Here is a 12,936-nt window from a genome sequence, read left to right on the forward strand (position 1 = left end):
AGGCTGGGCTGCGGTGGCGACAGCGCTCACCGGTCCGGTTGGAACCGTGAGGGTGTGCAGTTGGGTGCCGGTGGTCAGGTCCCAGACGATCGCGGTGCTGTCGTAGCGATTGGTGGTGATGGCGAGGGGGCTGCCATCAGGCTGGGCTGCGGTGGCGACAGCGCTCACCGGTCCGGTTGGAACCGTGAGGGTGTGCAGTTGGGTGCCGGTGGTCAGGTCCCAGACGATCGCGGCGCCCGCGCGATTGATGGTGATGGCGAGAGGGACGCCACCAGGCCGGGCTGCGGTGGCGACAGCACTCATCGGACTGGTGTCGCCGATGAGAGTGTGACGGCGTGCCGGGTGGACTCGGCGGGTGGCCCACAGCGGGAAGGCGACAGCCGGACGGCCATCGAGCGGGACATTGCAGATCGCAATAGCCAGATCGGATTGCTGCCAACTGGCTGCGTCGAGAGCAAGGAGGCTTCGACGGGTGTGCCTCTGCTGGCGAGAGGGGTGGTGGGCGGTGCTGGTCCGGTAGATACGCGTGTAGAGGACCGCCTGGTGGGTGGTTGAACAGTGCAGCAGCGGGGCGAGGCTGTCCGGTTCCGCCTGCACAAGGAAGTGGGGGTCGGCAAGGAGCCGATCGAGTGCGCCGTTGCCGGCGGCAGCGGCGTGGTCGGCGGCATGGCGGAGGAGGTAGGGCTGGGCGTGCGCCCAGTGAGGGGTGTCGTTGGTGGTAATTGCGCTGATGAGCGCGCGATGGACGGCCGCCGGGTCGGTCTGGGGCTTGGTGTGGTCGGTGAGGGCCTGGTGGAAGTAGCGGTAAAGGAGTCGCTGGTCAGTGTCGGGCGTGGTGCGAAGGTAGAAGGCTGCTTTGCTGAGGGCACGGCGGGTGTCGCTGAGGTGAGGTGTGGCCTGGTCCGGGGTGGGGGGCCGGTGAGCGAGGGCTACGGCGTGGATGAGGTCGAGGGGCATGCCCTGACCGCGGGCCTGGCCCAGGACGGTGAGGACGGACAGGATCCACGGGTCGTTGGTTGCGACGGCCTTGGTGTGGAGGTTGAAGACCTCGGTGATGGTGCAGGGCGGGTCACCGCTGATGAGATGCCCACCGGTCAGGAGGTGATCGGCGTAGAGCGCCGCGACGAGGAAAGCACCACTGTCACTGTAGGTGGCGAGCCGATCGGCGATTCGGCGGATCTCCGGGCGAGGATAGCGGCGCCGGGGGAGAAGCTTGCGCAGGTAGTCGTCGAGGTCGTCTGAAAGGACGAGGCGGTCTTCTTTCGTGGCGGGGTCAAGATTAAGGACTGTGCCGGGATGGTCTGCCAAGTGGTCCCGTAGGGCGGTCAGTGTGTCCCACCAGGGCCGGGTGCCGACAATGACTCGGCAGCGTGCGGTCGTGGCGTTGTCGGCCACCCCCGACAGGGGCAGGAGGAGTTCGTTGAGGACGGCTGCTGGATCGGCGGCCTCGTCGAGAGCGTCCAGGACCACCAGCACGTCGTCGGCACCCTGCAGGTCCCGTAGGAGCGCCCCCGCACCTGCCGGGTCCGACGACTCCGGGTGCTGCATGGGCAAGCCGTCATTGAGGCGGGCCCGACCGGGGAGCTGCCGGTAGAGCTGATGCCGCAGGGAGTCAATGATCTGCTGGAGAGTGAGCTGGCGGGCGTGGACTGCCAGGACGGTGTCCGGTGTGCGGGGCGCGAACTGCTCGACCGCATGGCCCACCCGGTCGCCCAGGGGTTCGAGTTCTGGATGCAGAAGGCAGACGGTGACGCCGAGGAGTGCGGATTTGCCACTGCCAGGCCCCCCAGTGACTACCAGCAACTGGTTTTGGGCGCCGTCGACGTCATCGATCCAGTCCTGAATGAGCTGGAGCTGAGAGCGGCGGCCCGAGAAGTGGATGCTGTCCGCGGTGGGGTTCCCAGCGGCCCGGGTTGCGAAGTGCAGCGGGTCCAGACCGGGTGCGCAGCCGAGGGCGAACTCGCGCAGCCTGGGGTTCATGGCGGTTAGGAGATTCGCCCGGGGATCGTGGGTGTGGGCGGGGTTGCGGAAGAATGGCTGAGGCGCCGAAACGGCTTGGACGTGGGGGGTGCGCACGACGGCATGTCCGAGGTGTCGTGCGGCGTGCTCGTCCTGGGTCAGTTTGCGGTCGATAGCCGAGGCCAGAGTCTCGACGGGCAAGAACTCCATCGTGGGGCTGATGTCGAGGTTGCCGTCTACCAGTTGGTGCAGAACCTCGGCGGTCGCGACAGTAAAGCGAGCACCATAGGTGATGGAGTCGCTCGTACAGGCCCCGACGACCCACACGTTCCGCACTCCATCCTGCCGCCGGCGAGCGGCCAGATCGATCAGCTGTTGCTGAACGATGGCCTGTCCCGCCTCGCAGACGTCCAAGAGGAACAACACTGGCCGTCCAGTGTTCTCGGCCGCTTCCAGGAGGCGACCGAAGCTGACGCAGGTGTCGACAAGTAGGTCGTCGCGGGCCTCGCCACCAGCCATGGCCAGATACAGATTCCCGCTCTGCTTTGAATGGGTGCCGTGGCCAGCGAAATGGACGACGAGTGGTTCGCCGGAACCACTGTGCTGGCGCAGTTCCTTCCAAGACCCCACGAATTCGCGCTCATCGCACTCCAGCAGTGGGTCACCGCCAGTTACCACACCGGCCCGGTTCATGGCGGAGGCCAGCGCCCGCACTGCCTCCCCGACGGCTGGCAACGGCGTGAAGCCTGCAACGCCGTCAGCCTGATCGTCCTCGCTCACATACGGATCGGGAAAGTCCCCTACACCCGCCACCAGCGCCCGTACCACCAAACCTCCGTCAGCCTCGTCACAGCGGCACCCGCCGCACGCCGTCGCCGCCGCTAGCTGCCCCCCTCGTCACGGAAACGGTCCGGGCAACCACCTGGCCAGGAGCCGCATAGATGGCTGGACGAACCGCCATGGGCATAGACCCGGGCCGAGCTGATTGTCTATCAGGAAATGTAGGGGGCGATGGCTGCCGCCACCAACCCATTCGCCAGATACCTGCCGAAGCCGTGGAACCCCAGCCCGTTGTCGCAAGTGTCCTCGAAGTCGACTGGGAAGACTTCGCCCAACTTCGGTGGGATCGCGACAAGGTCGCCGACATCAGCGAAGTTGACCCACCGCTGAACCCCGGTCGGCCTGACTCCCCTCCCACCGCGCAGACCAGGCTCCAGCCGACGTGCCAGGGACGGGACACGGAGCGGTGAGCCGACCGTCACCAGCAGTTCCACCTCCAGCTCAGGGAAGGCGTGCAGGGTCTCGTAGGCGACAAAGGAACCGAGCGAGTGCGCAACCACTACCGTCGGCTGCTCACGCCGTATCACTGAGGCGATACGCTCGCGTACCAGTCGGCGTCGGTCCGACCAGGACGTGTAGGCCTCCACCTCACGCAGGTTCGTCACGATGGCGCGCTCCACACGACGCATCGTCTGTTCCCGGACCGAGCCGATCAGGTGGCCACCGCGGTTACCGATCAGCCACCCCAGCATCTGCCGGAGTGGCGCCAGCCCCACGTTCTGCGGATCCTCCGGCAGCGGAGAACCTGCTGCGGCCAACCACTCCGCCGCCTCCTCCCGCTGGTCGCCGGCGAGGTCATCGAAAGTCGCATCGTCCCCGGTCGCCTGCGCCTGGTCGGGCAGGTCAAGCCGCAGCAGGTCCGCGTAGTAGGCCATCACCAGCTCCGGGACGTCCACAGATAGACGCCCAAGGCTTTCGGCCAACTTCGGACGGCAGTCCGCGAGCCGGCGCAGCGCCGCCTGCTCGGGCGTCGCTCCGCGAACGTGGTTGAAGATTCCGTGCACCAGCACGACCGGCGCCATCGCACGCTCCCACTGCAGGGCCGGATGTCCCCCGGCCGCCCATCGTGCCTACCCAACCCGAACATCCCACCACGGCGCGAATCGGGTTCGTGGCGATTCTCAATGATTGGCAGTCGCTGAACCCGTCGCCGGACGTCCTGCCGCCCACCTCGGAGACCGACGGGTTCCCCGAGAAGGGCTGCCGGATTCCTTCGAACCTGTCGGTTTCAAGTCCGCGGCGACTCGATGACCGGAGCAGCGATCACCGACGGGGACACCGTCGTCGTCCGCCACCAGCCGGACGCCGAGAACGGTGACATCGTCGCCGCGATGATCGACGGCGAGGCCACCGTCAAACGCCTCAAGCGCGAGGACGGCACAGTCTGGCTGATGCCCCACAACCCCGCCTACGGGCCGATCAACGGCGACAACGCCACCATCCTCGGCAAGGTCGTCGCAGTCCTCCGCCGACTCTGACCCCACCCGCCCCACGCCGACGCCTGCCGGGCACCGCACGAAACTCCGGGCACCCGCACGGCGCGTGCCGTCCTGCCGCGCCCGCGCGCCCTTGACGTGCCGTCGGTCGTCGGACCCGACCGGATGCGCTCCGTCGCGACAAGACCGGCACCGGCGCATCCTGGACTGACGGATTGACGATGCGGAGCCGGACAGCGCGCACGGAGGGCCTATTCGGTGGGCGGGCGTCCCGCGGCCGTGCGTCGCTCGCCGGCTGTACCGTGTGCCTGCTTGAGCGAGCACGCTCTTGAGGACCGGAAGGAAGCGTGTGGAGCATCCAGGCGTTGTGGCGCTGATGCAGGTGATGTCGGCGGAGAACGGCTGTGACGAGGAGATCGACTGGCCCACGGTCGAGGCCGAATTGGGGCGGCGCTTGCCAGCCGACTACAAGGCGTTCATGGCTGTCTACGGCGGGGGCGGGATCGACGGTGACGTCAGCATCCTCCTGCCGACGGCCCCAGCGGACGAGGGCTTCGCAGGTCCGGGGACCATCCCGGAGGAGACCGTGAACGTCCGCCACGTGTGGGAGCGTGAGGGCGGACGTTCGGCTCTCGACGTCGACCCGTTTGATCTTCTGGCCTGGGGCGCCACGTCGGGTCCTGACATCATGTGCTGGCTGACCAAGGACAGCGATCCCGACCGTTGGCCTGTTGCGGTCTGCCGTCGGTCGGATCCGATCTTCCACGTCCACCGCTTCGGCATGGTCGAATTTCTGCGTCGCCTCGGCCTTCGCGAGTTCGAGACGTGGCCGCTCTACCTCTCGCCGAACTTCTTGGGCACGCCGCCCACATACATCCACTGGCGCCTCGAACAGACGCGATGGACGGCCGGGCTGGACCCACTTACGGGCGAACCCGCTCCCGACCGGAACTCGTTCTGACACCCTCGCCGTCCGCCCGGCTGGCCGGGTAGGCGTTCCAGTCTCGGCCGGCGCGCCGGGTCCACTTCAGCGCGCTGGTGAAACTGATGCCGAGGAGCGAGCTGAGAACGGACGGGGGCGGGTCTGCGGCGCGGGTGATCAGGGCGGAGTTGCGCAGGGGGTTGTCCGGCGCTCCGTGGCGCCGCAGCTTGGAGGTGTGGTGCGTTCAGGCACCGCACGCGCTGCCGCGCCCAGCTGTCCAGCATCGCGTTCAGCACGGCCGCCTCGGGGTCCAGGTGGACCATGCCGTAGAGCACTACAAATGGGCCGCGCCGGGGTGATCCTCTCGCACATCCAGTCGTTGTATCTGACGCAACATGTTGGAAAGCGGCAGGTCAGCGGGCGTCACCCGGATCGCCGCCAGGTCGACGACCTGCAGTTTCACCCGGATCAGGCGGTGGCGTGAGTCGCATTGGATGCAATTCAGCCCGGACAGCTGGTACCGGGGCGTATTCGATGCGCGCGGTATCCGCCTGGGCGCGGGCGGCGAGGGGACCTTCGCTGGTCAGCCGGCATGAGGGGTGTCGGTGGTGAGTTGCATGATGGCCGACGTGACGAACCTGCATCCAGATCAAATCCCGGGCTACGAGAGCGGCCCTCTAGCTCATCGCCCCGAGCTTCTCGACGACCCGTTGTTCTGGGCCGGGCACCTCTATTCCTGCGCGATGGGCGAGGAAACCGCGAAGGAGCTCTTGCTCGGCGCCGACTACGACGCGGCGCTGGCCTTCCACAACCGGATGCTCGCCCATCCGGACTGGCCCGTCTTCGCCGTCCCGGTCAACGAGGGCTGCCAGCTGCGCGTCGTCTACCGCAACCTCGAAGACGACGCGGGCACCGACTACCTTCTGCACCACCCGGACTGGGACCGCGCGGAGCTGCTCGCCAGCGACGACGGCCATTTCATGGGCCCTGCCCTGTCCTGGCCCGAGCTGACAGCGGCAGCGGACAACGGTCTGGCAGGCGGATCCACCACCGACCCCCACGCCCGCCTGCTGCTCCTGCTGCCTGCGTTCGGGGACGCTGCTGTCCCGGCCGGGGCGGTGGAGCGACTGGCAGCTGCGCTGCGTGCCCGCACCGCGACCGATGACCCTGACCGCCTCGCGGCTGCCCTGTTGAAAGACCAGGGGCAGTGCGGTCCGGTGCACTGGACCGCGGAGCGCGGCCATCAGGTCAACGACGGCGACCTCTCGTACCGCAACCCGGCCAACGATTTCGCTCTGCCGACTGACCGGCTCGCCCTGGTGACGGCGGCGCTCGCCATCTGAGCGGCATCCGGTCCAACCGTTGTGGCGCTCCGGGACGTAGGCCACGGGTTGCCGGATCTGGTCAGGGCTGTGACCTGCGGACCGGGCCAGGCAGCATGAGGTGTGCCGGTTGCAGATCGGCTCGGACAGCTGGTAACCGGTACGTATTCGGAACACGCCGTATTCTCCGTTGCTCGCGACGTCGCAGTCGACCCGCCCGCCAGACCGACAGGGAATGATCATGATCCATCGGGTTCCGCCGAAGGTAGAGATGTGGGTGCTTAGCGCTTGACTCGGTTGCGCACCGCCAAAAGGGCGAGTAGAAGCAGAACTGGTTCTGCGAACCGGGAGACCATCTCGATGTAGGTGCCGATAGTCGTCAGCCCCTCGCCTGCGGAGCGGAAGACTGCCGAGTTCAAGGCAGTTCGAGTCCCGCGTTCAAACCGTGGCAGGGTGAGCCAACTACTTGGAGCAGCCCCCGAGGGGTCCACGGGCGCCGTGCTAAGGCCGATTGGCCTGACTGTCAAAGTACTCTGCTGTGTCGGGCCAGGAGCAGGAGGCAGCCCGAACGCCATCAGCAGACCGACGGTCAACGCCATGGTCACGGTCAGCCAGCACACGGCGCGGAGCGCCCGCTGCCCGTAGCCGGAGAGCAGCCAGTACGCCCAAAGTAGGCAGCGCTCGGCGGCTGGCGTCCCGCGTCTATCGCGTCGGCGCATTTCCATTTCGCCGTAGTAGAAGTCCGCCGCTCCGGGCTCGTTCTTGCTGTCTTCAAGGCCTTTGCGTAGCTCCCGGTATGTTGCGGCTACGTCCGCCGGTTGGGGGATGCGATCGAAGGGCGAACCGGGGTGCCAGCCACCAGGTGGGTTGGGGTTACCAACTGTCCGGGCGGCACGCCAACGGTGTTCCTCGGCTAAGGTGCGCCGGTGGGTCCACCGCGAGCGCAGTTCGTAGCGCCAGACACGGGGTCCACTCGGAACAGAGGCGAAGGTGCAGCGACCTTCGAGCCTAAGTTGATCGAGGTGGAAAGCTCCGGAGAAGGCACACTCAGCCAGGTCGACATCTCTCAGTACAAGGTGGGCGGCATCCACCCCGTGCACCGAGGTCACTCGTACCCTGTGTTCGGCGCCCGCCGGCAGCCTTTCCTCCTCCGCCGCGCCATTGGCGACGGCGGCGGGAGGCCGAGGCCGAGCACGCCACGCGGTAACAGCAGTCGGGGCGGAGAGTACTGCGTCAGTGAGGTTTACCGTCGCGTAGCTCAAACGGAGAGTTGCTGTCGACTCCCACCGCGTCCGCACACAGTGCACACTCCGCGCCGCCACCTCCACCACTACTGGCGTCTCGAAGATCGCGCCAGACAGATCAACCGTCCCGCCGCACACCAGCGGTCCGAGCAATGGAACGGTGGTGAACGTCACCTCATCGAACGACGCGTTGTCGGCGAACTCTGCCCCGGAGAACGACGCGCGGGTGAACGTCGCTCCACCAAACCAGGCGTTCGTGAACGTCGCCTTGAGGAACGACGCGTCGGCGAACGTCGCCCAGCCGAACTTGGCAGTGTCGGCGAAGGTCGCGCCACGGAACCCGGCGTGGCCAGCGAACGTCACCTTCTCGAACTCGGCGGCACCGGTGAACGTTGCGTCGTCGAACCCGGCAGTGGCGGCAAACATGGCCTGTTCGAACCCGGCGGGGCCGAAGAACTTTGCCTCGCCGAACACTGCAGTGCCGGTGAACCTCGCCCCGTCGAACTTGGCGTCCCCCTCGAACGTCGTCCGACCGAACCCGGCGGTGCTGGCAAACGTCGCCCCGAGGAACCCGGCGGTGGGCCGCGAGGGCGCCCACCCGGTGAACGTCGCCCCGTCGAACTCGGCGTCGCCATTGAACGTCGCCCCGGCGAACTCGGCGATGCCGTTGAAGATCGCCCCGGCGAACTCGGCGGTGTCGGTGAAGGCTGCCCCGGCGAACTCGGCGGTGTCGGTGAAGGCTGCCCCGGCGAACTCGGCGTCGCCGCTGAAAGCCACCCAGTTGAACACGGCGAAGCGGTTGAACGTCGCCCCGTTGAACACGGCGTCGCCCCGGAACGTCACCCCGTGGAACACGGCGTCGTGGTTGAACGTCGCCCCGTTGAACCAGACGATGCCGTTGAACGTCGCCCCGCCGAACTGAGCCTCGGCGGAGAACGTCGCCCCGCCGAACCCAGCCTCGGCGGAGAACGTCGCCCCGCCGAACTGGGCGATGCCTAGGCGGGGTCGCCCGGTGGCGGGGTCCTGGAGGGCCTGGAGGAGTGAGTTGAGCAGGATTTCGGTGAAGGGGGTCCCGCTGTGGTTGATGTCGGAGCCGGGCGCCAGGCTGGCGAGGTACGTGGCGCGGTCGGCGTCGGCGAGGTGGGCCAGGCAGGCGGTATGGCCGGGGACGAGGATACCGCGACAGCCGACCGGATCCCTCGCGGTGGTGCCGCGCCCGCAGTGGTCCCAGGAGGGCGGCCGCGGCGCGTCGGGGGCGGTGCTCACAGTCCGCACAGGATCGGCTGCGTCATGCCTGCCATCGTCGGTCGGCTGGCCCGCGCCAGGCGGGGCCCGCGCCGCCCGGCGGGGGGATTCACCCACTCGGCGGAGCCTCGGAGAAGGGAAGAATATTGACCGTCATCCTTCCCTTTGGCCCTGCGCAGGGTACAGACGTTCCGGCGAAATCCGATTCCATGGACGCGGACCTTGCACGGCACCTCGTTGGCGAGGACCTCGGGCTGCTGGCTGACGCACTGACAGGAAAGGCCACCTCCTCGGCGATGAGCAGGGCGGCAGGGAAGGTCATGACGGCATTTCAGAGGTCGGTGACGTCCATGTCGGCTCGGACAGCTGGTAACCGGCACGTATTCGGAACCCGCTGTATTCCCGTCGACGATGACGATCCCAGCTGTCAGTAACGGTGGGCGTATGTGGCAAGACTCAGCGGTGTTTGACTCGCGGCACGTCCTCCCGGCTCAGTCATCAGGTACGGCATTGGCCGACGCGACAGGCGATGCACGACGAGCGGGATCTGGCCCACTCCAGCTGCTGCCGCGACGGGACTATGCGGGTGGCACTGCGGGGGCTGGTGTTGCCCTGGGGTGAGACGAAGGTTGCGGCATTGGTGTGATCATCGGTGAGCCTGCCAGCTCAGAGCACCATCAGGTATAGACACTCAGTTGATAGTTAGCGCTGGACAGTGCGGTGCGTTTCCGTGTCACTTGCTTCCTGTAGATGGTGGCCGCACCACGTGCTAGTAACGAAATGCGTGGGGCTGACGCGATGGACGCTAGTGGGAACGCGGATCAGGACGGGGTGGGGACACCTCAGCCTGCGGGTCGGTCGGCCCCGGAACCATTGCCGGCGGGGGCCGGCGCCGACTCCGCCCGGGCGGCACTTGTCCAGGCGGTCTCCGAGCGGCTTGGCGACGAAGGATCTGCGGCGGATGCGGTTGACGCGGTCCTCGCCTCCATGGGCCTACCAAAGACAGCGACCCTAGCCCAAGTACATGCGGGCACGAGTGCGCCCGGCTTTGGGCTGGAAGCAGGCGAACCGCAAGCCAAGTACAAACTCGCTTACGAGGCAGCCCTTGCCGGATTGAGTCAGCAAAATGCCACCTTGGAGGGCCTTAGAAGTCGGGCGGTCGGTCTAATCACAATTGCCGCTGTCATTGCATCATTCGCGACGACAGCAGGCGCGAAGAAGGACCACGCTTTTCCCGTTGGTGTAATTGTGGGCCTGCTGTTGTCTATGTTTATGGTCGGGCTCTCCACGTTGATGGTTCTACTTCCCGCGAAGGAATGGCATTTCGGTCCGCACGCTACATCAATCCTCGCATCCAACGAGACAGAGAGCAGGCTGCGTCATGCGGCTGTCCTAGGGATGCAGGACGCGGTGAGTAGGAATGAAAAAGAACTGGGTGCTCGTGCTCGCTGGTTCGTCATGGGATTTGTGGTCCTCATCGCCGAGACCTGGCTTGCAGTGGCAGCCACTCTTGCCTTCAGGTGACAGACTAGGGAGATCGAAGCAGTGAACAGCGGTAACCCGACAGGAGGTCAGGAGTCCTCCGAACCCGACCCCGAGCCGCTGCCGACAAGAATCGGGATCGGCTTCACCCGAGCAAGCCTCATCGGGATCGTCGCTGACCAGCTCAACGATCGCCGCGCCGCAGCGCACGCCGTTGACGCCATCCTTGACACTGTGATGGAGGCGGTGAGCGGGGGCGAGCGAGTCACTATCACTGGGGTTGCCCCCTTCGATGTCGTGATGGAAAAGCTGCCCAGAGAGGGCCGCGCCAGTACGAGTGCCGCAAAGGCGTCTAAGACGACGGCAAAGAAGACCAGTGCCGTTGCGGGGAAGAAGACCACCGCCGCAAAGACGTCTAAGAAAACCGCAAAGAAGACCAGTACCGTTGCGGGGAAGAAGACCACCGCCGCAAAGACGTCTAAGACAACCGCAAAGAAGACCAGTGCCGTTGCGGGGAAGAAGACCACCGCCGCAAAGACGTCTAAGACAACCGCAAAGAAGACCAGCGCCGCTGCGGGGAAGAAGACCACCGCCGCAAAGACGACTAAGACAATCGCAAAGAGAGGCTGAGCGATACTTTTTTGCCTGCCGCGAGATGGCTCCCATTTACCACTCCCGCAGTGCGGCGGTCATTCTGGCGTGGTCGACTGGTCAGTCGCCAGGTCGGCTCGGACAGCTGGTAACCGGCACGTATTCGGAACGCGCCGTATTCTCTGTCGATCCAGCCGGCGCACCACTGTTCAACGCTTGACGCGCTCGCGTACGGCAAGGACAGCGAGGGCCAGCAGGATGGGTTCGAGAATCCGGGAGGCCAGCTCGATACCAGTGCCGGCGGGAGTCAGGTTCTGCCCGGAGGCACGGAAGACGACGGAGTTCACCGCGACCCGGACGGCCAGGCCAGCGCGCTCAAGGGTCCAGCGATCGCCAGTGATGGCCAGGTCGGGCTTGTCCGCGCTCAGGGAGATGGCGCTGCCGGTTAGGGTCCCGGTGGCCTTCGGTAGGGGGGTGCGGGTGGGCAGGCCCCAGGCCATCAGAGTCAGCACGGTGGCGGCCATGGCGAGCCCTAGCCAGAGCACGGCGCGGGAGGCCCGCTGGCCGTAGCCGGCCACCGCCCAGTAGGCGGTGAGGAGGACTCGTTCGACGCTGCGAGGTGAGGCCGCAAGTCGCCGCATCTCCATTTCGCCGTAGTAGAAGTCCGCCGCGCCGGGTTCGTCCTTGGCGTCCTCCCGGCCCTTTCGCAGGTCACGGTAGATCGTTTGAATTCGTGCTGCCTCGTTGCGCGCCTTGGGGTCGGTCCTGGTGGCGCTGGGGGGTGGAACCTGCTCATCCGGGTGGCGGCAGGCTTCGGGGAACCACCCGGTAGGCCTCCGGTCGTACCGAGCGCGCCAGAGGTGTTCCTCGGCAAGCACTTGCCGACGAGTCCAGCGGCCTTCTGGTTGCCCCGCGAACTGTGGCCTACCGTCGATGCGGAGCTGATCACGGTTGTAGGCGCCGAGGAAACGGCAGGCCTCCAGATCTAATCCGGCAAGCGTCAGATTGGTGGTGTCTACTCGATCCAAGCTGAGCAACCGCGGCGCGGGTTCCGGGCCTGCGGCGATGGTGGTTGGGGTGCCGAAGGTTGCATTCGCCAGTTCGAGGAACCCGTCACTGGAGTTCAGGGTTAGTTCCGGAGAGTGGACCTTCGTGGCGTCGATGTGGAGCGGTCCTGCCAGTTGGAGGTTCAGCCCATCAGGACAGCGGAACTTCGTCATCCTGAACTGCTCAGCCCAACACTGCACACGCACCTCGCGGCTGACCCGGGCTCCATCGAGAGTCAAGCTGGTGAAGGTGGCGTCATCGAATGACAGGGCCTCAGCAAAAACGGCACTGCGAAAGCTCGTGTGACCCCCGACCCACACCTCGAACACGGCGTCACGGGTGAACGTGGCCCAGTCGAAGAAGGCATCGCGGCGGAACGTCCCCGTGACCACGACAACGTCGTGGAACGTCGCCCCGCCGAACTGGGCGTCGCCGTGGAACGTCGCCCCGACGAAGAAGGCCGGGCCTGAAAACGTGGCCCCGGCGAACTCAGCGGGGCCGGCGAACGTGGCCCCGGCGAACTCAGCGGGGCCCGCGAACGTGGCCCCGTCAAACCTGGCGGAGCCGAAGTGAGGCGTACCGGTGTACTGGTCCCGGAGGGCCTGGAGAAGTGCGTGGAGGAGGGGTTCGGTGAAAGGTGTGCCGCGGTGGTCAATGCTGGCGCGGGGGACCAGGCTGGCGAGGTAGGCGGCTCGGTTCTGCGGTTCGATGTGGGCCAGGCAGACAGTGTGGCCGGGGACGTGGATGCCCCGGCAGCCGACCGGGTCGGTCCCGGGGTCCGCGCCGTGCCCGCAGTGCGCCCAGTCAGGTGGCTGTGGCGAGGGAACCGTGCTCATGGCCCGGGGACT

General features: G+C 66.6%; 8 protein-coding genes and 2 pseudogenes. 6 read left to right on the forward strand and 4 right to left on the reverse strand.

Features of this window, described 5'->3' with window-relative positions:
- Together ACIRST_RS37770 and ACIRST_RS37775 are read right to left on the reverse strand one after the other, a co-directional pair.
- Positions 1–2,739, reverse strand: a pseudogene (locus ACIRST_RS37770) (hypothetical protein); the annotation flags it as partial.
- A gap of 212 nt (positions 2,740–2,951) precedes the next feature.
- Entirely contained in the window at positions 2,952–3,821 is an 870-nt protein-coding gene (locus ACIRST_RS37775) for a hypothetical protein (RefSeq protein ID WP_402808434.1), read from the reverse strand.
- A gap of 210 nt (positions 3,822–4,031) precedes the next feature.
- Between ACIRST_RS37775 and ACIRST_RS37780 the strand changes: the two are divergent.
- The 4 genes and pseudogenes from ACIRST_RS37780 to ACIRST_RS37795 form a co-directional block, all read left to right on the forward strand.
- A pseudogene (locus tag ACIRST_RS37780) lies at positions 4,032–4,277 on the forward strand (LexA family protein); the annotation flags it as partial.
- Between the two features lie 334 nt (positions 4,278–4,611).
- A complete protein-coding gene (locus ACIRST_RS37785; protein ID WP_402808521.1) occupies positions 4,612–5,196 on the forward strand; it encodes an SMI1/KNR4 family protein in 585 nt (194 codons plus the stop codon).
- Positions 5,197–5,497: 301 nt separating this feature from the next.
- Positions 5,498–5,641: a hypothetical protein gene (locus ACIRST_RS37790; RefSeq protein WP_402808437.1), complete on the forward strand. Its 144-nt coding sequence runs from the start codon at positions 5,498–5,500 to the stop codon at positions 5,639–5,641.
- Positions 5,642–5,774: 133 nt separating this feature from the next.
- Complete coding sequence (locus ACIRST_RS37795) at positions 5,775–6,500, forward strand: hypothetical protein (RefSeq protein WP_402808440.1); 726 nt, start codon at positions 5,775–5,777, stop codon at positions 6,498–6,500.
- Positions 6,501–6,760: 260 nt separating this feature from the next.
- Here the strand turns inward: ACIRST_RS37795 and ACIRST_RS37800 are convergent, their stop codons facing one another.
- Entirely contained in the window at positions 6,761–8,989 is a 2,229-nt protein-coding gene (locus ACIRST_RS37800; protein WP_402808443.1) for a pentapeptide repeat-containing protein, read from the reverse strand.
- A gap of 966 nt (positions 8,990–9,955) precedes the next feature.
- Here ACIRST_RS37800 and ACIRST_RS37805 point away from each other — a divergent pair.
- Positions 9,956–10,492 carry a hypothetical protein gene (locus ACIRST_RS37805; protein WP_402808445.1) on the forward strand — a complete coding sequence of 179 codons (537 nt, stop codon included), beginning with the start codon at positions 9,956–9,958 and terminating at the stop codon, positions 10,490–10,492.
- 21 nt (positions 10,493–10,513) lie between these two features.
- The gene (locus tag ACIRST_RS37810; RefSeq protein WP_402808447.1) at positions 10,514–11,080 is read left to right on the forward strand and encodes a DNA-binding protein; all 567 of its coding nucleotides are present in this window, start codon (positions 10,514–10,516) and stop codon (positions 11,078–11,080) included.
- A 170-nt stretch (positions 11,081–11,250) separates the two neighbouring features.
- On the opposite strand, the gene ACIRST_RS37815 is transcribed toward ACIRST_RS37810, so the two are convergent.
- Positions 11,251–12,924, reverse strand: coding sequence for a pentapeptide repeat-containing protein (locus tag ACIRST_RS37815; RefSeq protein ID WP_402808449.1), 1,674 nt, complete (start codon positions 12,922–12,924; stop codon positions 11,251–11,253).
- Positions 12,925–12,936: the final 12 nt, after the last annotated feature.

Source organism: Kitasatospora sp. NPDC101447 (genome assembly GCF_044767225.1).
Classification (GTDB): Bacteria; Actinomycetota; Actinomycetes; order Streptomycetales; family Streptomycetaceae; genus Kitasatospora.